Below are 20,308 nucleotides of genomic sequence, written 5' to 3' on the forward strand. Positions count from 1 at the left end.
GTTCGCTTTTTCTGCGAACCAGCCCCGCCGTCGATGTCGTGCGCCGCCAGGGACTCGAACCCCGGACCCGCTGATTAAGAGTCAGCTGCTCTAACCAACTGAGCTAGCGGCGCCTGCTGACGTCGTAGACCTTAGCATCCTGATCCTGGGGAGGAGAAATCGAAATCCGCACGGCCGAACGGGCCGCCCGGACGGCCGCCCACAGCAGGATCTCCGGGCCCGGCAGCCAGGGATGACGGGTGTCCGGGGCGACCATCCAGCGGGTCGACGCGCCGTCCCCGGCGGGGGTGAGCGCGGGCACGGTCACCGCGTCGCCCGTGCCGTGACACAGCAGCGGCGGCACCGTCGCGGTACGGCCGTCCCGGCGGCCTTCGGCGCTCCACTCCTCCCACTCCAGCAGCGAGGGCAGTCGCTGGGCCGTGCCCGGCGCCGCGAACAGCAGCGTCCGTCCGCGGAACGCGGCCACCGGCCCGGAGCCCGGCCCCTCACCCCACAGCCGGTCGAGCATCAGCCGCCCGAACACCGCCGGCGCGCTGACGATGTCGAACGCCGAGCCGCAGGGCAGCACCACCGGGGCCTGCGGCCGCTCCTCCCAGAAGGCGAGCGTGCTGCGCGGGTATGTCCCGGCGGAGGCCAGCCAGGCGGCGCCGTCCGGGGTGACGCCGATGGGTTCGTCGCATGCGCTGCTCATGCCCCCAGGTCTACCGGGGGTGAGCGGACGAACTCACAGGGTTGCGGGAAACCGGGACGGGAGGGGGCCAGGAGGGGTATCTTGCCCGCTCGGCATATGCCAGGCGCGCAGGGCTGGGCAGGACGGGTGCGGCGCGGCCGGTGCGGTCGAGGAGGCCGACACAGCCGACGCGGTGCTCAGCCGACGCGGTGCTCAGCCGACGCGGTGCTCAGACGGGGTCGGCGTGCCCCCGACCCTCGGTGTCGCCCCGCAGCAGATCCCGGCCGAACTCGACCATCTTCTTCGCGTAGTCCTCGGTCCACTCGGCCCGTTCGCCGATGTCCGCCGGCGTCAGCCGGTCGAAGCGGCGCGGATCGGCGAGCTGTGCCGCCGCCATGGCCTGGAACTCCACCGCCCGGTCGGCGGCCGCCCGGAACGCGAGCGTCAGCTCCGTCGCCCGCGCGAGCAGCGCGGCCGGATCGTCTATCGACTCCAGGTCGAAGAAGTGCTCCGGATCACCGGCCGCCTCGGCGGGCTCGAAGAGCAGGGGCGCGGGGCGTAGCCGCGGTTCGTTCCGACGCGGCGTGGGCTCCGCCATGTCTTCTCCTCCTCGTACGGTTCGGATGGCTCCACGGGTGGACAGCACCGGTGGAGTGGACCACCCACCATTGTCCCCCGGTCGCGCAAGAGGCCCTCGGCCCCGCAGTCTCAAGGCTCCCGGCCGCCCCGATGTTCCCGCCGGGCAGGCGGGCGGTCGGGTGGCGGGGTCAAGGTCTCCACGCCACGCGGTGTTCCGCGAGGTGGGCCAGTACCGCGTGGTTCGCCTCCCAGCCGTCCGGGAACTTCACGAGGGTTCCCAGCTGGACCGGTTCCGTCGACGGGTAGGCGTCCAGGAGGTCGCCCACGCCCGCCCGGCACACCACCACGCACGCGTGCCGGTGGCGGGAGGCCAGGACGCACAGGCGGCCCGTCTCCAGGTGGAAGGCGGTGGCGTCGGGGCGGCCGGAGAGCGGGTGGAGGATCACCGTGACGTCGAACTCCATGCCCTGGAGCCGGTTCGCCGTGTCCACGGTCACGTCCGCGACGCCCAGCTCCGCCAGCGCCGCCCGCACCGCCGCCGCCTGGTCGCGGTGGGCGGTGCCGACCGCGACCCGGTCGGCGGTCAGCGGGGTCGGGTCGGGGGAGAGCTCCGAGGTGGCCGCGCCGCCCCGGTCCAGCAGCCGCCGGACGACCGTCGCTACGGCCCGCACCGCCTCCGGGTCGGTCCGGGGCGTGTGCCGGGCGGGCAGCTCCAGCAGGCCCCAGCCCGACTCCGCCGCCTCGTCGATCACCCGGTCGGTGCCGGAGCCGTCCGGCGGCACCGCGAAGGACAGCCGCCGGTCGCCGTGCCCGGTGCCGCTGCGGAACGGGGTGTACGGGTAGAACGCGTCGGAGACCAGGGGCGCCGCCGACGCCGGAAGCCGCCAGGACACCGGCAACCGGTGCTGCGGCAGTTCGGGGTTGTGGGCGAGCAGGGTGCTCACCGCCGAGGCCGACGGATCGTAGGACAGGCCCGCCCACTGCTCGCCGCCCACGATCGAGAACGGGTCCAGCTGCCCCGGGTCGCCCACGAACAGCGCCCGCTCGAACAGCCCGGCCACGGCCAGCAGCCCGTCCGACCGCATCTGGTAGGCCTCGTCCACGATGGCGTGCCGCCACGGCTCGTCGACCTTCACATGCGCCCACTTGGCGGCGGTGGAGATCACCACCGGCAGTCCCGCCAGCTCCGCCGCCTTCGCCGACTTCCGTACGTTCGGCAGCTCGTCGAGCACCTTGTCGTACGGGTCGGCGTCGCTGCTGTGCAGCCGGCCCACCGGCAGCTCGGGGTTCTTCACCGCGAGCCGCACGACCAGGTCGTCGACCTGCGCGTTGGTCTGCGCGACCACCATCAACGGCCGCCCCGCGTCAGCCAGTTCCAGCGCCGCACGGACGACGAGCGTGGACTTGCCGGCGCCGGGCGGTGAGTCGACGACCACCCCGCGCGCGGTGCCGTGCAGGGTGTCGCGCAGGATCGCGTCGGTGGCGCGGGTGGCGGCGGTACCGGGGTCGAAGGCGGCCTCGGTGGTCACAGCACATCCTCCTGGGTGACGGAATCGGGGACCTCGGGCGGCTCGCCCGGCGGACCGCCGTGCGTCCACGGCGTGTCCTCCGGATCGGGCAGCTTCGCGCCGCCGCGCTGCTCGTGTTCGAAGAGCGTGAAGCAGAGCCGGTCGCCCTTCTCGGGCACGGACCCCACCTCGGGCTCCTTGCCGCGGCCCATCTTGTCGACGATCCGGAGCACCAGCAGGCCGTCCTCCTCCTCGCCGTCCCGCCCCACGAACTCGGCCGCCTGCGGCTTCGCGCCCAGCGACCGGAACACCTTCGCCCGTTCCCCGAGATGCGGCCGGTCGTCCGTCCGCACGGTGACCAGCGGGCGCGGGCTCGGCCGCTTGCTCTCGCTGTACGCCATGACCACGTCGACGACCTCGCCCGCGAACGCCTCCCCGGCCAGCCGCCGCCCCGCCATCACCAGCGGGTCGTCGAGCGCCTCCTGCGCCTCCAGCCGGGCCTGTTCGCGCTCGCGGGTGGCGAGCTTGTTGGCGGCGGTGACCGCGTCGTCGCGGCGCGGCTGCGGGGGCTCACCGGCGACGACCCGGTCGCGGTGACCGGTGAACGACCAGCGGTCGCGCGTCCACCGCTCCTCGACGTGCGCGCCCTCCGGCAGTGCCCGCAGCAGGTCCAGGCCCTCCCACACCTTGTTCCAGGTGGGCAGCGTCCGGCTCATCACCAGCTCGCGGATCTCCTGCTCGGCCGCGGTGAGGGCGCCCAGCCGGTCGTCGGCCTGAAGACCGTCCTCGGCGGCGGCCAGGGCGGTACGCGCGCGGTCGTAGCGCTCGATGGCCGGGGCGAGCAGCTTGTTGTCGAACGCCGGGTCGGTCGCCGGACCGGCCGGCGGACACCGCAGCTGTCCGGCGGCGTCCCGCGCGAGTTCCGCGCGCAGCGCCGCCCGCGCGCCCGTCTCACCCGGCGGCGGGGCGATCCAGGCGAGCTGTGCCCCCAGGTGCTGGTCCTCCAGGCTGGACTGCCCGGTCGCCCAGTGCCGGCCCAGGACCTCCGTCATCGCCGTCAGCAGCGAGGAGCCGGGCACCCGGGACCGCTCCCCGAAGTGGGTCAGCCACCGGCCGAGCAGCGGCACGCGCGCAGGCGCGGGATACGGCGTCTCCGGGTCCTGTTCCGCCGTCCGGCGAAAGCGCATGGAGCGGCCCAGGAGGCGTACGAAGTCGACGCCCGCGCGGCTCGGGACGATCAGCTGGGGCGCGTCGGCGCACAGCTCGACCTCGACCTTGACGCGTCTGCCGGTCTCCGGGTCGGTCTCGCTGCGCTCGGCGGCCTCGACGACGTCGGCGTAGGAGTCGAGGTACGGCAGGACGACGTCGGCCAGTTCGGCGAGGAACGCGAACCTCAGCTCGCGGTCACGCGGCTGCGGCACGACGAGCAGCCGCGGCGCCTCCCGGTCGGTGCCGACCAGCGCGCCCAGCGGGGCGCCGGCCTCACCGGCGGTGGTCAGCGGCACGAAGACGAGCGGCCGCTCGGACAGGTGCCGGTGCCGGACGGTGGCGGTGGGCTGGGCGCGGCCGGTGGTGACGGCCTCGAGGCGGGCGAGGGTGGTGATCAGTGACACATCGTCCCCAGGGCCTCGGTGCGCAGTCGTGCGGCCCGGCGCAGGGCGGCCACCGCGGGATCCCGCGGATCGCCGCGCTCGCCGCGCGCCGCCGCCAGGACGTCCTCGACGGTGGTCAGCCCGCCCAGTTCGGCCCGCACGGAACGGCCCAGGGAGGTGACCGCGCCGGCCGCGCGGGACCGCTCACGGCAGTGGAACGCCAGCTCGCAGGCGGCCAGGCACTCGGGCGCGTACGCCGCCGGTACCGCCTCGACGGCCGCCGTGAGCCGCTCGGCGGGCAGCTCGGGGGAGAAGCAGGTGCCCTCGGGGAGGGCGTCGGCGATGTCCTCGATGCGGGTGAGGCGGGCCAGCTGGCGGCTGGTGACCGCGCGCTGCTTGCGCACGTCCACGGCGGAGGCGGTGGGCAGGTTGGAGAAGTCCTTGGGGCAGACCAGGAGCACCCGGTGGCGCACGCGCGGGGCCGCCTCGAGGCGGACGGCGACCGCCTCGAGGGCGAGCACGTACACGGCGGCCTGCCGGGCGGCCGCACCGACCTTCGCCGGGTCCGCCGAGCCGTCCAGCATCGGGAAGGACTTGATCTCCACGACCGTCCAGCTGCCGTCCGGGTGCACCACCACCGCGTCCGGCTCCAGGAAGGCGGGGGAGCCCGCGACGTCGAGCGCGATCATCGGATGGTCCAGGAGCGTCCAGGTGCCCCTCGCCCCGGTGGCCTCGCGCAGCGCCAGCGCGGTGCGCGCGGTGCGGCCTTCGGGGCCGATCGCGGACAGGTCGGGCAGGGCCGCGCCGACGGGCGGCGCGGCGCCGGGGTCCAGCCGCTCGTGCACCAGCCGCAGCAGTTCCGCGCCGCCGTCCGCCTTCACCTTCGCCTCGAACGCGTTGCCGCGGGTCAGGGCGAACTGGGACTGCCCGAAGGCCGAGGGCGAACCCAGCGCGTCCGCCAGCGTCGCCTTGTCCACCCCGGCGCCGTCGAGGATCGCGCGCCGCTCGCAGCCGGGGTTGGCGGCCAGCGCCGCGAGGGCACGGGCGTCCAGCGCCTTGGCCGGAACGTCGGGACCGCGCAGCTCAGCGAGCCGCTGCCGGAGCGCCGTCCCCCGCGTCCGAGGGGGTGGCACCCGGCTCGGCTCCGGGGCCGAACCGTGACTCGCGCTGCCGTGGAATTCGCTCACCCGTCGAAGTCTGGCATCCGCCACTGACAATCGAGGCCGATGCGGCCGGAGAGGCCGCCGCGACCAGCGGGACACGGTCCGCGAACCACACCCGGGCACGGTCCGCGCCGCGCGTCACCAACGGCGTCAGCAGCAGCCCGACGCCCATCACGGCCGCGCCCGCGACCGCGTCGAGGAAGTAGTGGTTGGCGGTGCCCATCACCACGAGCGTCGTCACCAGCGGGTAGACGACACCGGCCGTCTTCGCCGTACGCGTGCCGCCGTGCCGCCACAGCATGACGCCGCACCACAGGGCCCAGCCGACATGCAGACTCGGCATGGCCGCGTACTGGTTGGTCATGCCGCCCATGCCGCGCGGAGCGCTCGCCTCGCCGCCCCACCAGCCGTACGAGCTGTACTGGGCCATGGTGTCCACGAAGCCGTAGCCGGCCGACAGCAGCCGGGGCGGGCAGGTGGGCATCAGTGTGAAGCCGATGAGGCCGATGAACGTGGACGTCATCAGCCAGGTGCGGGCCGCCCGGTAGTGCCGGGCCCCCGACCGGAACAGCCAGACCAGGATCACCGGTGTCACCAGGTAGTGCAGCGACGCGTACCAGAAGTCGGCCGGCACGCCGATCCACGCCTGGGTCCTGAACAGCCGGTTCAGCGGGTGCTCGGCGTTGATGTGCAGGAACTTCTCGATGCGCAGGAGCGCCAGGCCGTGGTCGACGGCGGTGGTCACATCGCCCCGCGCGAGCAGCCGGCCCGCGGAGTAGCAGGCGTACACCAGCAGGATCAGGGGCAGCTCCGTCCACCAGCGCAGCCGTGTCCGCGGGGCCGCCTCGGTGCCTGGTGTCTCGGTCTGCGGCATCCGATTGCCTCCCCCTTCGTGTCGCTGTCTCGTCGCTGGTGTGCCAGTGGCTCGGGACGGGCCACTTTACGGCGCGGGTGCGCGCCCTTCGTGGGCCCCCCGGCTCTCAAAGACGCTGAGATCGCCCACCGGGTTGCCCCTGTTCAGGGTGAGCGATGATGGAAGGGCTCCGCCCCTGGTTTCTTCCCTGATCCCGCTCAGGGTCTCCCCGGAAAGGTCCCCCATGGCACCGCGCATCCTGCTGGCCCGGCACGGACAGACGGAGTGGTCGCTGTCCGGCAAGCACACCGGCAGGACCGATGTGCCTCTCCTGGAGGAGGGCCGCCGGGGTGCCAAGCTGCTCGGCGAGCGGCTGCACCGGGCCCCGTACGAAGGCCTGACGGACGTGGAGATACGCACCAGCCCGCTGGCACGCGCGCGGGAGACGTGCGAGCTCGCCGGCTTCGGTGAGCGGGCCACCACCTGGGACACCCTGATGGAGTGGCACTACGGCGCCTATGAGGGCATGACCCCCGCCGAGATCCAGGCCGTCCGGCCAGGCTGGCTCATCTGGCGCGACGGGGTCCCCGAGGGGGAGACGCTCGCCGAGGTGACCGCCCGCGCGGACGAGGCCGTCGCCTGGGCCCGCTCGGCGGACCGGGACGTGCTGGTCTTCGCCCACGGGCACATACTCCGTTCCATCGGGGCGCGCTGGCTGGGTCTGCCGCTGGACTTCGCGGCCCGGATCCGGCTGAACCCGACGTCCCTGTCGGTCCTGGGCTGGGCCTACGGCGAACCGGCGATCGAGAGCTGGAACGACCTCGGGCACCTGGGGTAGCCGCGTGCACGTCGGGTGACCGCGGGCGGTCGCGGCGACCGCGGGCGGCTTCGCAGACCAGGTCTCACACCATCCGCGGTGTCGAGGCGTGCCGCTCCAGGAACGTGGACACGCCCCCCGCCCGCCGGTGCGGCAGCAGCACTCTGGCCGTACCCGCCAGCATCGTCTGGATCCGGGAGGACTGGACCTGGTCCAGCAGGTCCAGGACCCGCATCCCGGCCACCGCCGCCTCGTCGGGGAGGCCCCCGCGCGCGAGGTCGTCCGCCAGTTCGGCCGTGTACAGCGCGATGTTCCTGGAGAAGTGCGGGTCCTGGAGGTCCGCCGCCCGCTTCGCGTGCCGGGCCGCGCGCGGCCAGTCGCCCAGCGTCGACCAGCACTGTGCCTCGAGCCCCTCGAGCTCGGCCTCGCCGTAGAAGCTCATCCATTCGGGGTCGCTGTCGCAGGGACCCCGGTCGTACAGGGCCTGCGCGCGGACGAGGGCCTGTTCGCAGCCGGTGCGGTCGGCGAGCCCCGCCCAGCCGCCCGCCTCGCGCAGCGCCAGCAGCGACATCAGGCGGGGCGAGCCCAGGGGACGGGCGACGCGCTGGGCCGCCTGGGCGGCACGGACGGCCTCGCGGGGTCGGCCCGCGTCCCGCGCCAGGAACGCCGTGTTGCAGAAGGCGTGCGCCTCCAGTCCCTCGTCCCCGGTCATCCGGGCGGTCGCCAGCGCCTCCGCGTAGTGCGAGCGCGCGTCGTCGAACCGGCCCGAGTCGTGTGCCAGCCAGCCCACCGAGATGGCGAGCTCCCCGGCGCCCGAGTGGAGCCGGTCGGCGGTCGTCTGCCGGGTCGTCCCGGCGTCCAGCAGCGCGTAGGCGGCGCGTAGCGGGGCGGCCGCGCGCCGGTAGAGGCCGTCGGCCCCGTGCCGGTCGTCCAGCAGCCGGATCCTGCGGACCGCTTCTTCGAGGGCGCCGGCCTCGCTCGCTCCCGCGCGGCGCACGGGACGAGCCGTCGACGCGTCGTGGGCGAGGCCGAGGGGGCCCAGCGTGGCGGCGGCCATCGTGGCACCTCCGCCGGTCATGAATGCGCGACGCAGCACGTCGCTCTCCTCGTGGTCGTGGTACTTGTCGTACGGGTCCTGCGTGTCATACGGCTGGTACGCCCCACCCGTCTCAGCCGTGTTCCGCTCATCACTGGTGGTGCGCTCCGGTCTTGTGGTGTGCGCGCAGGGCGCGTCCTCAGGGGCGCGCGCCACTCGTCCGCGCACGGTCGCGCGGGGCGCGAACCCCAGATCGGTGAGCGTGCGGCCGGGAAACATGTGCAGGAACACCCGCTCGTAGGCGTAGTTGGGGCAGCGGATCTCGCCCGCCTCGACGCGCCCGATGTAGCGCGCGTCACAGCTGACGCACTCGCCGATCTCACGCGCGGCCCGCCGCACGAGTGCGGCGAACTCGGCGGGCGAGCGATGTCCGCGCAGCTGGCGGAAGGCGAGGTTGGGCCGTGCCGGCCGGTCGGGCCGAGGTGGGGTCACCATTGACGACGCCATGGCCGGGTCCTCTCGTGCGAACCGTCGAACCATGCCGGAATAGGGATGACTTGTCCGTGTGGCACCCTTGTTCCCGGCGGGCAAGAACGTACCTGTTGCGGTCGGGCCGCCATGCGGTGTTTGGCTACAAACCGGATATCTCATCCCCGATCTGCCATGAACTGCCATCCTTTGCGGCGGACTTCCGCCGTAGCCCTTGACGCCGTGAGGCGTTGAACCTTGTGGACTACAGGCGGGCTGCGCGGTGGAGGCCGGGATGGAGACCAGCCAGAGCAACGTTCCTTCTATGACATCGGTGGCGGCGTGCGACCTGGTGACGGTGCCGACCCGTCAGGGGTTGGAGGCGGTCGACATCCTGCGGAGGGGATCGACGGGAGACGGGGTGGGGCCCGTCCTGCACGACGACGGCGACGACACGCTCGGCTTCGTGGTGCCGGCCGGGACGGCGGCTGCATGGGACGTGCCGGGCAGTACCTGTACGAAGACCGACGGCAGGGGGCTGCGACTCGCCCCCGAGTCGCACCCTCGGGGCTCGGACTGGCTGGTGCCCCCCGGCGAGGCCGACCTCGCGACGGATCCGGCGGTGCTGCGGCGGGCGTTGGGTGAGGCGGCCCGGCTGATCGAGGCGGCGGACAGCTGCCGGTGAGGACGCCTGCGATGTGACCGGCGGGGCACCCGGCTGCGCGTGGGCCCCGAACGCACGCGCGCGTGTCCGTGAGCTCCATGACCGCTCGTTCGGCACCTGCCCGCCTGCCCGCCTGCCCGCCTGCCCGACTCCTTGTCCGGCCGGTGCCCGCCTGCTTGTGCGGCCGGTGGGCCACAGGGGAGGAGTCGAGCGGGGCGAGGCGCACGGTCGTGGCTCACCTGTTCGTCCGGCCGGTGCCCACGTGCTCGTGCGGTCCATGCCCGGCCACCGTCCGGCCACCGTCAGGCCTCTGCCCGGCCGCCGTCCGGGCGCTGTTCGGGCGCTGTTCGGGCGGGCGCGCGGGGAGCGTCGGCGGGCTGCGAAAATGCTGTCATGGCAAAGTCCAGGAACACCCGGCGCGAGCGGGACGCCGACATCGTCGTCGAGCCCGTCGACGGCGGTCTCGCCCAGCTCGTACCCGACCGGGACCGGGCGCGGGCCTGGACGCTGCTCATCGACGGAGCCCCCCAGTCGCACGTCGACCTCGACGACCCCGCCCATCTCTCCTTCGAGTACCAGCGGCGCCTCGGTCATGTCATCGACCTCGTGGCACCGCCCGGCAAGCCCCTGCACGTCGTGCATCTCGGCGGCGGCGCGTTCACCCTCGCCCGGTACGTCGCCGCCACCCGCCCCCGCTCCACCCAGCAGGTCGTCGAACGGGACGCGGCCCTCGTCCGGCTGGTCCGCCGGGAGCTGCCGCTGGACCCGGGGGCGCGCATCAGGGTGAGGTCGGTCGACGCACGCGAAGGTCTCGCCAAGGTGCCCGACGGGTGGGCGGATCTCGTCCTGGCCGACGTGTTCAGCGGCGCCCGGACACCCGCCCACCTCACCTCGACCGAGTTCCTCGACGAGGTCCGCAGGGCGCTCAAGCCGGGCGGGGCCTACGCCGCCAACCTCGCCGACGGTCCGCCGCTCGCGCACCTGCGCGGCCAGATCGCCACCGCCGCCGCCCGGTTCGCGGAACTCGCGCTGGTCGCGGACCCGACCGTGCTGCGCGGCAAACGGTTCGGCAACGCCGTGCTGGTCGCCTCCGAGCTGCCGCTGCCCACCGCCGAACTGACCCGCAGGGCCGCCTCCGACCCCCACCCCGGCCGGGTCGAGCACGGCAGGGCGCTCACCGACTTCACCGGCGGCGCGATACCGGTCGTGGACGCGTCGGCGGTGGCCTCACCTGCCCCGCCGCCCTCGGTCTTCCGCTAGGCCGGACCGACGCCGACGCCGACGCCGACGCCGACGCCCGACGCCCGAGGCCCGACGCCCGAGGCCCGACGCCCGACGCCCGACGCCCGACGCCCGAGGCCCGACGCCCGCAGCTCCGGGCGTCAGTACGTGCCCACCTCCACCCGGGGCGGTCCGTCGTGCCAGGTGCAGAACACCGACACCCGGTCCGCGCCGGAGCTGAACTCCACCCGGATCCACGACTCCGTCTTCCACACCTGCATCGACCAGCCCGCGCCCGGCGTCGCCGAGACCAGCGACGCGGAGGCCTTCCCCAGGTCGAAGACGACCAGCCCGCCGTCGGTGTCGTAGCTCCTGACCGTGCCCTGGGACGTGCCCCGGGGCGTTCCGGAGGCGCTGGGGGAGGGGCCGGAGGCCGTCGCCGTCCGGGAGGGGGACGGGGACGCCGGGGTCCGGCTCGGGGGCGGGGACGCGCTCCGCGACGCGGACGGGCTGCTCGTCGGCGGGGCCGGTGGCGTCGACTCCCGCGAGACCGTGTCGCCCGTGGTGAGCGGCAGGGCGCGCGGCGGGTCGTAGGCCGTGCCCGCCATCACCGTGTGGACACCCCACCACGACAGCGTGACCGCCGCGCCCGTGGCGAGCGACCAGGCAAGTACGTGTACGAGTCCTCTGCGCATCGCGGGCCATCTTGCCCCACGCGCCTCACCCGTGTCGCACGGATGTCCTCGGCCGTCGCCTCGGCCGCGCACGGTCGCCTCACCGTTCGTCCACAGGGGCCGAGTTGTCCACAGGCCCGAATGACCCGCGCCCGCATGGCGTAGGTTGCGGCGCATGGCAAGTGTGCTCGTGGTCGAGGACGACCAGTTCGTACGCTCGGCGCTCATCCGGCAGCTGACCGACGCCTCGCACCTCGTGCGCAGCGTCGGTACGGCACTGGAGGCGCTGCGCGAGGTCGCCCATTTCCGCTTCGACGTGGTCATCCTCGACCTCGGCCTGCCCGATCTGGACGGCTCCGAGGCCCTGAAGATGCTGCGCGGCATCACGGACGTGCCGGTCATCATCGCCACCGCGCGCGACGACGAGACGGAGATCGTCCGGCTGTTGAACGCGGGCGCGGACGACTACCTGACCAAGCCGTTCTCGGTGGAGCACCTGTCGGCGCGGATGGCGGCCGTGCTGCGGCGGGCCCGGTCCGGTGCCGCGGGGCCCTCGTCCTCCAGCGTCATCCGGGTCGGCGGTCTGACCGTCGACCCGCTGCGCCGACAGGCCGAACTGGACGGCGTACGGCTCGACCTCACCCGCCGTGAGTTCGACCTGCTGGCCTTTCTCGCGGGCCGGCCGGGGGTCGTGGTCCCGCGCCGGGAACTGCTGGCCGAGGTGTGGCAGCAGTCCTACGGCGACGACCAGACCATCGACGTCCATCTGTCCTGGCTGCGCCGCAAGCTGGGCGAGACGGCGGCGCGGCCGCGCTATCTGCACACCCTGCGGGGTGTCGGCGTGAAGCTGGAGCCGCCCGTCTGCGACTCCGGGGGGACGGGACCGATCCGATGAGATGGGCACTGGTCAAGGTCTGTCTGGCGGTCACCACGATGGTCGTGGTCGCCTTCGCCGTCCCGCTGGGTCTCGTCATCAAGGAGATGGCCCGCGACCGCGCGTTCTCCAACGCCGAGCGGGAGGCGGCGGTCGTGGTTCCGGCGTTGTCCATCACGACCGACCGCGACCAGTTGGAGCGGGTCGTGGCCTCGGCGGGCTCGGACGACGGCATGGCGGTGCACCTGCCGGCGAGCGACGGCCGGGCCGCCGTCGATCTCGGCCGGCAGCGCGCCGCGGACGCGGACATCGCGGCCGTACGGAAGCTGGGCCGCGCCTCCACCACCGAGGTTGCGGGGGGTTCCGCGCTGCTCCAGCCGGTCGCGCTGAGCCTGGGGACCGTGGTGATCGAGGTGTTCGTCCCCGAGTCCGAGGTGAGCAACGGCGTCGGCACGGCCTGGGCGGTGCTGGCGGCGGTCGGGGCCGCGCTGGTCGTCGGCTCGGTCGCCGTCGCCGACCGGCTGGGCGTACGGATGGTGCAGCCGGCGAGGCGGCTGGTCGAGGGGGCGCACGAGCTGGGGGAGGGCAAGCTCGGGGCGAGAGTGCCCGAGGAGGGGCCGAACGAACTGCGGCTCGCGGCGGTGGCGTTCAACTCGATGGCTGATCAGGTGGTCCAACTGCTGGCCAACGAGCGGGAGCTGGCGGCGGACCTGTCCCACCGGCTGCGGACCCCGCTGACCGTGCTGCGGCTCAACGCGGCTTCCCTGGGCGGGTCTTCGGCCGCCGAGCAGACGAGGGCCGCCGTCGCCCAGCTGGAGCGCGAGGTGGACACGATCATCCGGACGGCGCGCGAGGCCAAGCCGCAGACGGCGGCCGCCGGTCCGGGCGCGGGCTGCGACGCGGCGGAGGTGGTCCGGGAGCGGATGGCGTTCTGGTCGGCGCTCGCGGAGGACGAGGGCCGCAAGGTGCGCACGGCCGGGGTGGACCGCCCGGTCCGCATACCCGTGGCCCGCACCGACCTGGCCGCGGCCCTGGACGCCCTGCTCGGCAACGTGTTCCGGCACACCCCGGAGGGCACGGCCTTCGCGGTCGACGTCCACAACGGCGAGGACGCGGTGATCGTCCTCGTCTCGGACGCGGGTCCGGGCATCGCCGACCCCGAGGCGGCGATGGCGCGCGGCCGGGGCTCGGGCGCCGCGGGCTCGACCGGCCTCGGCCTGGACATCGTGCGCCGGCTCGCCGAGTCGACGGGCGGTGACGTCCGCATCGGCTCCTCCGTGCTGGGCGGCACCGAGGTGCGGCTCTGGATCCAGCTGGACGGGCGGGAGCCGGTGCGCAGGGGCCACCGGGGAGCTGTCCGCAGACGGCGGCGGGCGCTCGTCGGCCGTTCCTGAGGGTCGAATCGGTCTCGACCTTTAACCGCCCCCGATGTGTTCCTTAAACGCTCCCTAAGAACCCCGACGGCCGTCCCTGTCAGGCGTTTTGCCCGGTTCGGGCTGGCTAGCGTGCTGCCGCACCCCCCTCGGGATCCCGTGAGCAGTGAAGGCAGGCACGTGATGAGCACGCATCGGCGCAGGATCAGTGGCAGGAACAAGATGATCGGCGGTGCGGTCGCCGCGGCCGTGGTGGGCGGCGGGGCCGTTCTGCTCGGCGGTACGGCGCAGGCGGCCGGGGTCGGGGCCGCCTACACCAGGACCAGCGACTGGTCGACGGGGTACACCGCGCAGTACGTCGTGACGAACAACAGCGGTCGGGCGAAGGCGGACTGGAAGCTCGAGTTCGAGCTGCCGGCCGGGGCGAAGCTCAGCTCCCTGTGGAACGCCGAGTCCGCGGTCAGCGGGCAGCACGTCACCGTCTCGCCGCCGAAGTGGGACACCGACGGGCTCGCCGTCGGGGAGTCCGTCACCGTCGGATTCGTCGTCAACGGCAGCGGGGATCCGGCCGGTTGTCTGGTCGACGGCGCCAGGTGTTCCGCCGACGACGGCGCCACGCCCGAGCCGAGTGGCAGGCCGACCCAGAGCGCGAGTCCCACCACGGCCCCGAGCCCGACCGCCACCTCCTCGCCCACCTCTTCGGCGACCACTTCTCCCGCCCCGAGCACCAGCGCGAGCACGGGTACCGGCACCACCGCCTCCGCCGGGTTCGCCCCTTACGTCGACACCTCCCTGTATCCCGCCTTCGACCTCCTGGCGAGCGTGAGCGCCACCGGGGTGAAGGACTACAACCTGGCGTTCGTCACCGACGGCGGCGGCTGCACGCCCAAGTGGGGTGGTGTGACCGACCTCGCGAGCGACGGCGTGGCCGCCCAGATAGGCGCGCTGCGGGCCGAGGGCGGCGACGTCCGGGTGTCCTTCGGCGGCGCCTCGGGCTCCGAGCTGGCGACGGCCTGCTCCTCCGCGGACGCGCTGGCGGCGGCGTACGGAAGGGCGGTGGACGCCTACCGGCTGACCAAGGTCGACTTCGACGTCGAGGGCGGCGCGCTGCCCGACACGGCGGCCAACACCCGCCGCGCCCAGGCGATCGCGAAGCTCCAGCAGCAGCACCCGGATCTGAACGTGTCGTTCACCCTTCCCGTCATGCCCGAGGGGCTGACGCAGGACGGGGTGAACCTGCTGGCCGGCGCCAAGTCCGCCGGTGTCGGGATCGACACCGTCAACATCATGGCGATGGACTACGGGCCGGCGTACAGCGGCGACATGGGGACCTATGCCGAGCAGGCCGCCACCGCCACCCAGGCACAGGTCAAGAGCGTCCTCGGGCTCAGTGACAGCGCGGCCTGGAAGACGGTCGGGGTCACCCCGATGATCGGTGTGAACGACGTCACGTCCGAGATCTTCAAGGTCGACGACGCCACCCAGCTCGTCGCCTTCGCCAAGGCCAAGGGGCTCGGCCCGCTGTCGATGTGGTCGGCCACCCGGGACAAGCAGTGCGCGGGCGGGGCCAAGAACTACGCGGACGCGACATGCAGTTCGATCGTCCAGGCCGACTCCGCGTTCGCGAAGGCGTTCGCCGCCTACAAGTGATCAATGCCCAGAAGTGATCAGTGCCTGGAATCGATCAATTTAATGATCAAGAGGGGGAGGAGGAATTGATCACGTAAGTGATCAAGGTGTGTCGATTACGTTTCGACAAATGAAGCCAGCGGCTCTTGACGCATGACCGGACATACGGCTGTTATTGCGCCACCCCGTGTTCGGTCAAGTTGATTTCTGGTCGATTGCGACCGGCTTTCAGCCACACACTCTGTGGTCGAACCTCGCGTCAGGAGCCGCTCATGCACCACCTCTCCCTCTCCGGCCGCCTCGCTCTCCCCGCCCCGAGCCGTCGTACCCTCCTGCGCGGTATGGGCGGCGCGGCCGTGCTCGGCGCCGGCATACCCCTGCTCTCCGCCTGCGGCGGCAGCGGCACCGCGGCCGACCCGAAGACCGTCACCCTCGGCTCCAACGCCTCCGACGCCGTCCCGAAGAAGGCCTTCGCGGAGATCTACGCGGCCTTCAAGAAGCAGTCCGGGATCACGGTCGACGTGAACACCAAGGACCACAACACGTTCCAGGAGCAGATCAACTCCTACCTCCAGGGCACCCCGGACGACGTGTTCAACTGGTTCGCCGGTTACCGCATGCAGTTCTTCGCGGCCAAGAAGCTCGCCACCCCGATCGACGACGTGTGGCAGCAGATCGGCGGCGACTTCCCCGACGCCATGAAGGCGCTCAGCAAGGGCGAGGACGGCAAGTACTACTTCGTGCCGCTGTACACGTATCCCTGGGCGCTCTTCTACCGCAAGAGCGTCTTCCAGCAGCACGGCTACACCGTCCCCACCACCTGGGACCAGCTCGTCGCCCTGTGCAAGCAGATGAAGAAGGACGGGCTCGTCCCCATAGCCTTCGGCGACAAGGACGCCTGGCCCGCGCTCGGCACCTTCGACCAGATCAACTTCCGCACCAACGGCTACGACTTCCACGTCGAGCTGATGGCCGGCAAGGCCTCCTGGACCGACGCGAAGGTCCGCAAGACCTTCGACCACTGGGCCGAGCTCCTCCCCTACCACCAGGACGGCGCCGTCGGCCGCACCTGGCAGGACGCCGCCCAGACCCTCGTCTCCAAGAAGGCCGGCATGTATCTGCTGGGTACCTTCGTGGCGCAGCAGTTCACGAACCAGGCCGACGCCGACGACCTCGACTTCTTCGCCTTCCCGGAGATCGACCCGGCCTACGGCCAGGACACCGTCGAGGCGCCCACCGACGGCTTCATGCTCTCCAAGGCCCCGAAGAGCAAGGCGTCCGCCGTCAAGCTCCTGCAGTACCTGGGCACCCCGGAGGCCGAGGCGATCTACCTCAAGGCCGACCCGAGCGTCGTCGCCGCCTCCTCCAAGGCCGACACCTCCTCGTACACCGCCCTGCAGAAGAAGGCGTACGCGATGATCAGCGGCGCCAAGCACCTCACGCAGTTCATGGACCGTGACAGCCGGCCCGACTTCACCTCCACGGTGATGCAGCCCGCGCTCCAGAAGTTCGTCCGCGACCCCAAGGGGATCGACAGCCTGCTGACCTCGATCGAGCGTCAGAAGAAGACGATCTTCGCGTCCGGCTGAGACGCTCGAGCCGAGGCGGATGAGCACCGACACATGAGCTCCGAAACGACCACGAAGATCCCGGAGGCGGCCGCCGAGCCGCCCGCGGGCACCGCGACCCCGAGGAAGCGCGCTCCGCAGGGCCACCGGCGCCTGCTGACCCGCCGCGACCGGCTCACGCTCGGCCTGATGGCCGGAGTGCCGACGATCCTGCACGTGGCCCTCGTCTGGGTCACCGCGCTCGCCTCCGTCGCCCTCGCCTTCACCACCTGGGACGGCATCGGCTTCGACTCGATCAAGTGGGTGGGGCTGGACAACTTCAGGGAGCTGTTCAGCAACAACCCGCAGTTCTGGCCCGCCGTCCAGCACAACGTCGTCTGGTTCGTCGTGCTCATCCTGATCCCGACCCCGTTCGGGCTCTTCCTGGCGGTCCAGCTGGACAAGCGGATCCGGTTCAGCCGGGTCTACCAGACGGCCTTCTTCCTGCCGGTCGTGGTCTCCATGGCCGTCATCGGCTTCGTCTGGCAGCTCGTCTACAACCCGGACACGGGCCTGATCAACAGCCTGATCGGCGCCAACGAACCGGGCCACTACATCGACTGGATCGGCGACCCGGACCTCAACCTCTGGGCCATCCTCATCGCCGCCTCCTGGCGGCACGCCGGCTACATGATGATCCTCTACCTGGCCGGCCTGAAGAGCGTCGACCCGGCCCTGCGCGAGGCGTCCGCACTGGACGGCGCGAACGAGTGGCAGACGTTCAGGAACGTCGTCTTCCCGACCCTGCGGCCCACGAACACCGTCGTCCTCGTCGTCACGATCATCGAGGCCCTGCGCGCCTTCGACCTGGTCTTCGTCTTCAACAAGGGCGCCCAGGGGACCGAACTGCTGTCGATCCTGGTCACCAACAACATCATCGGCGAGTCCAGCCGCATCGGATACGGATCGGCGATCGCCGTCGTCCTGCTGGTGATCTCCCTCGCCGTGATCATCCCGTACCTGATCGCGACCTTCCGGAAGGAGCGACGAGCATGAGCGCGACCCTCGCGTCCAGGCAGCGCACCCCCGTCCGCCCCGCCCGGATCCTGCTGCACACGTTCCTCGTCCTGACGTCCCTGGCCTGGCTGGCACCCCTGCTGTGGGCCCTGTTCGCGGCCCTGCGCCCCTACGCGGAGACCAGCGAGAAGGGCTATGTCTCCTGGCCGGACAAGCTGAGCCCGGACAACTTCACCAACGCCTTCCAGCAGTCGGACATGCTGCACTACTTCGGGAACACGCTGCTGATCGCGGTCCCGGCCGTGCTCCTGACCCTCTTCCTGTCGTCGTGCGTGGCGTTCTACGTCAGCCGCTTCGACTTCCGGGTCAACCTGTTCCTGCTCCTGGTGTTCACGGCCGGCAACCTGCTCCCGCAGCAGGTGATCATCACCCCGCTGTACCGCCTCTACCTCCTGGTCGACCTGCCGGGCATCACGGCCAGCGGCAAGCTCTACGACTCCGCGCTCGGCCTGGTCCTGATCCACGTGGCGTTCCAGTCCGGCTTCTGCGCCTTCGTGCTGAGCAACTACATGCGCTCGCTGCCGCACGAGCTGACCGAGGCCGCGCTGGTCGACGGCGCGTCCGTGTGGCGGCTGTACCGGCAGATCGTGCTGCCGCTGTGCAAGCCCGCGATGGCGGCCCTGGCGACCCTGCTCTCCATCTGGATCTACAACGACTTCTTCTGGGCGATCGTGCTGATCTCCACCGGGGAGAACATGCCGATCACCTCGGCCCTGAACAACCTCTCCGGCCAGTACTTCACCGACCCCAACCTGGTCGCCGCCGGCGCCCTGCTGACCGCGATCCCCACGCTGATCGTGTACTTCGTGCTCCAGCGCCAGTTCGTCAGCGGCCTGACCCTGGGCGCCAACAAGGGCTGACGCCCGCCCCTCCCTCTCCGCCCGCCCCTGCCGGCGCGCCGACACCTCCGGCGACAGGAGGGAGTGGGCGCAACGAGCGTGCCACTGATCCCGCCGACCCGGACGGAAAGCGGACGGGAGTGATCGCCGGCGAAGGGCGCGGCAGGCCCCCCAGCCCGCCGCGCCCTCTCCCCGCTCCCCGGGTCAGTTGGTCTCGGTCGGCGCCAGGGTGCCCGTACGGGCCGCCTGGCTGTACCACAGCGCGCTCGACTTCGGCGTGCGGGTCAGCGTCGCGTAGTCCACGTACACCGCGCCGAACCGCTTCTCGTAGCCGTACGCCCACTCGAAGTTGTCCAGGAGGGACCAGAGGTAGTAGCCCCGCACGTCCGCGCCGTCCGCGATCGCCCGCCGGACCGCCGCGAGGTGGCCGTGCAGGTAGGCGATGCGCTCCGGGTCGTGGACACGGCCGTCCGAGTCGGGCTTGTCGTCGTAGGCCGCGCCGTTCTCCGTGATGTAGAGGGGCAGGCCCGGGGCCTCCGCCGTGTAGCGCATGATCAGCTCGTGCAGGCCGGTCGGGTCGATGGACCAGCCCATCTCCGTGCGGTCGCCGGGCGTCAGGTGGAAGGCCACGTCGTCCGCGCCCGGCCACGGCGAGTGGTCGCTCGCGCCGTGACCGTCCGAGCGCGGACCCCGCACCGAAGCGTCCGCCGCCGAGACCAGCGTGGGCGTGTAGTAGTTCAGGCCCAGCGCGTCCAGCGGCTGGTGGATGGCGCGCAGATCGCCCTCGAGGACGTACGACCAGTCCGTCAGCGAGGAGGTCGCCGCCAGCAGCGTCTCCGGGTAGGCGCCCCGCAGGATCGGGCCGTGGAAGACGCCGTTGGCCAGGTCGTCGATCTTCTGCACCGCGGCCAGGTCCGCCGGGTCACCCGGGGAGAGCGGGCGCACCACCGAGGAGTTGAGGCTGATCGCCACCGAGTTGCGGGCCGGCATGGCCGAGCGCAGCGCCGACGTGCCCAGACCGTGCGCCAGGTTCAGGTGGTGCGCCGCCTTCAGCGACGCCACCGGCTCGGTGCGGCCCGGCGCGTGCACCCCGGACGCGTAGCCCAGGAACGCGCTGCACCACGGCTCGTTCAGCGTGATCCAGTTCTCCACGCGGTCGCCGAGCGCCTCGCCGACGATCTGCGCGTACTCCGCGAACCGGAACGCCGTGTCCCGCTCCGGCCAGCCGCCCGCGTCCTCCAGCTCCTGGGGGAGGTCCCAGTGGTAGAGGGTGACGGCCGGCTTGATGCCCTTCGCCAGCAGCTCGTCCACCAGGCGGCGGTAGAAGTCCAGGCCCACCTGCACCGCGGGGCCCCGGCCGGTCGGCTGGACCCGGGACCAGGAGATGGAGAAGCGGTACGTGGACAGGCCCAGCTCCGCCATCAGCGCCACGTCGTCGCGGTAGCGGTGGTAGTGGTCGACAGCGATGTCACCGGTTTCGCCACCGGCCGTCTTGCCCGGCGTATGGCTGAAGGTGTCCCAGATCGAGGGGGTACGGCCGCCCTCGCGCACCGCCCCCTCGATCTGGTACGCGGAGGTCGCGGCACCCCAGAGGAAGGCGGGCGGAAAGGTCACCGGAGTGATGGGCTCAGGCATGGAAGCGCTCCCATGGGTGGTCGTCGAGACCGACGAGGTCGGGGGGGAAGTGGTGTGGAGGGGGCCGGGGCGGCGGTGACCCGGCCCCC

At 72.3% G+C, this 20,308-nt stretch carries 18 protein-coding genes and 1 tRNA gene; 9 read left to right on the top strand and 10 right to left on the bottom strand.

Features of this window, described 5'->3' with window-relative positions; genetic code table 11:
- Positions 1 to 39 precede the first annotated feature (39 nt).
- From QQM72_RS24755 to QQM72_RS24785, 7 genes are all read right to left on the bottom strand, one after another.
- Positions 40 to 113 (bottom strand) — tRNA-Lys (locus QQM72_RS24755).
- A complete protein-coding gene (locus tag QQM72_RS24760) occupies positions 104 to 691 on the bottom strand; it encodes a bifunctional DNA primase/polymerase (protein ID WP_028807251.1) in 588 nt (195 codons plus the stop codon). The genes QQM72_RS24755 and QQM72_RS24760 overlap by 10 nt, the downstream gene beginning before the upstream one ends.
- A gap of 208 nt (positions 692 to 899) precedes the next feature.
- Positions 900 to 1,268 carry a hypothetical protein gene (locus QQM72_RS24765; RefSeq protein ID WP_020132289.1) on the bottom strand — a complete coding sequence of 123 codons (369 nt, stop codon included), beginning with the start codon at positions 1,266 to 1,268 and terminating at the stop codon, positions 900 to 902.
- 169 nt (positions 1,269 to 1,437) lie between these two features.
- Positions 1,438 to 2,778, bottom strand: a complete 1,341-nt coding sequence (locus QQM72_RS24770) for an AAA family ATPase (RefSeq protein WP_314223056.1) — start codon at positions 2,776 to 2,778, stop codon at positions 1,438 to 1,440.
- The gene (locus QQM72_RS24775; RefSeq protein ID WP_314223057.1) at positions 2,775 to 4,370 is read right to left on the bottom strand and encodes a hypothetical protein; all 1,596 of its coding nucleotides are present in this window, start codon (positions 4,368 to 4,370) and stop codon (positions 2,775 to 2,777) included. The genes QQM72_RS24770 and QQM72_RS24775 overlap by 4 nt, the downstream gene beginning before the upstream one ends.
- Complete coding sequence (locus QQM72_RS24780; RefSeq protein WP_314223058.1) at positions 4,361 to 5,482, bottom strand: hypothetical protein; 1,122 nt, start codon at positions 5,480 to 5,482, stop codon at positions 4,361 to 4,363. Before QQM72_RS24780 ends, QQM72_RS24775 begins: the two co-directional genes overlap by 10 nt.
- Positions 5,433 to 6,386, bottom strand: a complete 954-nt coding sequence (locus tag QQM72_RS24785) for a phosphatase PAP2 family protein (RefSeq protein ID WP_314223059.1) — start codon at positions 6,384 to 6,386, stop codon at positions 5,433 to 5,435. Before QQM72_RS24785 ends, QQM72_RS24780 begins: the two co-directional genes overlap by 50 nt.
- A 223-nt stretch (positions 6,387 to 6,609) precedes the next feature.
- Between QQM72_RS24785 and QQM72_RS24790 the strand changes: the two genes are divergently transcribed.
- Positions 6,610 to 7,203, top strand: coding sequence for a histidine phosphatase family protein (locus QQM72_RS24790; RefSeq protein ID WP_314223060.1), 594 nt, complete (start codon positions 6,610 to 6,612; stop codon positions 7,201 to 7,203).
- 64 nt (positions 7,204 to 7,267) lie between these two features.
- On the opposite strand, the gene QQM72_RS24795 is transcribed toward QQM72_RS24790, so the two are convergent.
- Positions 7,268 to 8,725 carry a hypothetical protein gene (locus tag QQM72_RS24795; RefSeq protein ID WP_314223061.1) on the bottom strand — a complete coding sequence of 486 codons (1,458 nt, stop codon included), beginning with the start codon at positions 8,723 to 8,725 and terminating at the stop codon, positions 7,268 to 7,270.
- 256 nt (positions 8,726 to 8,981) lie between these two features.
- On the opposite strand from QQM72_RS24795, the gene QQM72_RS24800 reads away from it, so the two are divergent.
- Together QQM72_RS24800 and QQM72_RS24805 are read left to right on the top strand one after the other, a co-directional pair.
- Positions 8,982 to 9,371: a hypothetical protein gene (locus QQM72_RS24800; RefSeq protein WP_314223062.1), complete on the top strand. Its 390-nt coding sequence runs from the start codon at positions 8,982 to 8,984 to the stop codon at positions 9,369 to 9,371.
- Positions 9,372 to 9,743: 372 nt separating this feature from the next.
- Positions 9,744 to 10,610: a spermidine synthase gene (locus QQM72_RS24805; protein ID WP_314223063.1), complete on the top strand. Its 867-nt coding sequence runs from the start codon at positions 9,744 to 9,746 to the stop codon at positions 10,608 to 10,610.
- A gap of 122 nt (positions 10,611 to 10,732) precedes the next feature.
- Here QQM72_RS24805 and QQM72_RS24810 read toward each other — a convergent pair whose 3' ends face one another.
- Positions 10,733 to 11,266: a hypothetical protein gene (locus QQM72_RS24810; protein ID WP_314223064.1), complete on the bottom strand. Its 534-nt coding sequence runs from the start codon at positions 11,264 to 11,266 to the stop codon at positions 10,733 to 10,735.
- 154 nt (positions 11,267 to 11,420) lie between these two features.
- Between QQM72_RS24810 and QQM72_RS24815 the strand changes: the two genes are divergently transcribed.
- The 6 genes from QQM72_RS24815 to QQM72_RS24840 all read left to right on the top strand — a co-directional run bounded on the left by QQM72_RS24815 (position 11,421) and on the right by QQM72_RS24840 (position 18,605).
- The gene (locus QQM72_RS24815) at positions 11,421 to 12,140 is read left to right on the top strand and encodes a response regulator transcription factor (protein WP_314223065.1); all 720 of its coding nucleotides are present in this window, start codon (positions 11,421 to 11,423) and stop codon (positions 12,138 to 12,140) included.
- Positions 12,137 to 13,513, top strand: coding sequence for a sensor histidine kinase (locus QQM72_RS24820; RefSeq protein ID WP_314223066.1), 1,377 nt, complete (start codon positions 12,137 to 12,139; stop codon positions 13,511 to 13,513). The genes QQM72_RS24815 and QQM72_RS24820 overlap by 4 nt, the downstream gene beginning before the upstream one ends.
- A gap of 162 nt (positions 13,514 to 13,675) precedes the next feature.
- Positions 13,676 to 15,142, top strand: coding sequence for a glycoside hydrolase family 18 protein (locus QQM72_RS24825; protein WP_314223067.1), 1,467 nt, complete (start codon positions 13,676 to 13,678; stop codon positions 15,140 to 15,142).
- A 251-nt stretch (positions 15,143 to 15,393) separates the two neighbouring features.
- Positions 15,394 to 16,710: an ABC transporter substrate-binding protein gene (locus QQM72_RS24830; RefSeq protein ID WP_314223068.1), complete on the top strand. Its 1,317-nt coding sequence runs from the start codon at positions 15,394 to 15,396 to the stop codon at positions 16,708 to 16,710.
- Positions 16,711 to 16,743: 33 nt separating this feature from the next.
- Complete coding sequence (locus QQM72_RS24835) at positions 16,744 to 17,724, top strand: carbohydrate ABC transporter permease (protein ID WP_314223069.1); 981 nt, start codon at positions 16,744 to 16,746, stop codon at positions 17,722 to 17,724.
- Positions 17,721 to 18,605, top strand: coding sequence for a carbohydrate ABC transporter permease (locus tag QQM72_RS24840; protein ID WP_314223070.1), 885 nt, complete (start codon positions 17,721 to 17,723; stop codon positions 18,603 to 18,605). The genes QQM72_RS24835 and QQM72_RS24840 overlap by 4 nt, the downstream gene beginning before the upstream one ends.
- 183 nt (positions 18,606 to 18,788) lie before the next feature.
- Here QQM72_RS24840 and QQM72_RS24845 read toward each other — a convergent pair whose 3' ends face one another.
- Positions 18,789 to 20,219, bottom strand: coding sequence for a GH1 family beta-glucosidase (locus QQM72_RS24845; RefSeq protein WP_314223071.1), 1,431 nt, complete (start codon positions 20,217 to 20,219; stop codon positions 18,789 to 18,791).
- Between the last annotated feature and the right edge of the window lie 89 nt (positions 20,220 to 20,308).

Origin of the sequence: Streptomyces zaehneri (assembly GCF_032248645.1) — a bacterium.
Lineage (GTDB): Bacteria > Actinomycetota > Actinomycetes > Streptomycetales > Streptomycetaceae > Streptomyces > Streptomyces coriariae.

What these genes read in the sequence shown, in the direction of transcription:
- QQM72_RS24760 (WP_028807251.1), bottom strand. Translation starts at nt 691, where the DNA reads ATGAGCAGCGCATGCGACGAACCCATCGGCGTCACCCCGGACGGCGCC.
- QQM72_RS24765 (WP_020132289.1), bottom strand. Translation starts at nt 1,268, where the DNA reads ATGGCGGAGCCCACGCCGCGTCGGAACGAACCGCGGCTACGCCCCGCG.
- QQM72_RS24785 (WP_314223059.1), bottom strand. Translation starts at nt 6,386, where the DNA reads ATGCCGCAGACCGAGACACCAGGCACCGAGGCGGCCCCGCGGACACGG.
- QQM72_RS24790 (WP_314223060.1), top strand. Translation starts at nt 6,610, where the DNA reads ATGGCACCGCGCATCCTGCTGGCCCGGCACGGACAGACGGAGTGGTCG.
- QQM72_RS24795 (WP_314223061.1), bottom strand. Translation starts at nt 8,725, where the DNA reads ATGGCGTCGTCAATGGTGACCCCACCTCGGCCCGACCGGCCGGCACGG.
- QQM72_RS24800 (WP_314223062.1), top strand. Translation starts at nt 8,982, where the DNA reads ATGGAGACCAGCCAGAGCAACGTTCCTTCTATGACATCGGTGGCGGCG.
- QQM72_RS24805 (WP_314223063.1), top strand. Translation starts at nt 9,744, where the DNA reads ATGGCAAAGTCCAGGAACACCCGGCGCGAGCGGGACGCCGACATCGTC.
- QQM72_RS24810 (WP_314223064.1), bottom strand. Translation starts at nt 11,266, where the DNA reads ATGCGCAGAGGACTCGTACACGTACTTGCCTGGTCGCTCGCCACGGGC.
- QQM72_RS24815 (WP_314223065.1), top strand. Translation starts at nt 11,421, where the DNA reads ATGGCAAGTGTGCTCGTGGTCGAGGACGACCAGTTCGTACGCTCGGCG.
- QQM72_RS24820 (WP_314223066.1), top strand. Translation starts at nt 12,137, where the DNA reads ATGAGATGGGCACTGGTCAAGGTCTGTCTGGCGGTCACCACGATGGTC.
- QQM72_RS24825 (WP_314223067.1), top strand. Translation starts at nt 13,676, where the DNA reads ATGAGCACGCATCGGCGCAGGATCAGTGGCAGGAACAAGATGATCGGC.
- QQM72_RS24830 (WP_314223068.1), top strand. Translation starts at nt 15,394, where the DNA reads ATGCACCACCTCTCCCTCTCCGGCCGCCTCGCTCTCCCCGCCCCGAGC.
- QQM72_RS24835 (WP_314223069.1), top strand. Translation starts at nt 16,744, where the DNA reads ATGAGCTCCGAAACGACCACGAAGATCCCGGAGGCGGCCGCCGAGCCG.
- QQM72_RS24840 (WP_314223070.1), top strand. Translation starts at nt 17,721, where the DNA reads ATGAGCGCGACCCTCGCGTCCAGGCAGCGCACCCCCGTCCGCCCCGCC.
- QQM72_RS24845 (WP_314223071.1), bottom strand. Translation starts at nt 20,219, where the DNA reads ATGCCTGAGCCCATCACTCCGGTGACCTTTCCGCCCGCCTTCCTCTGG.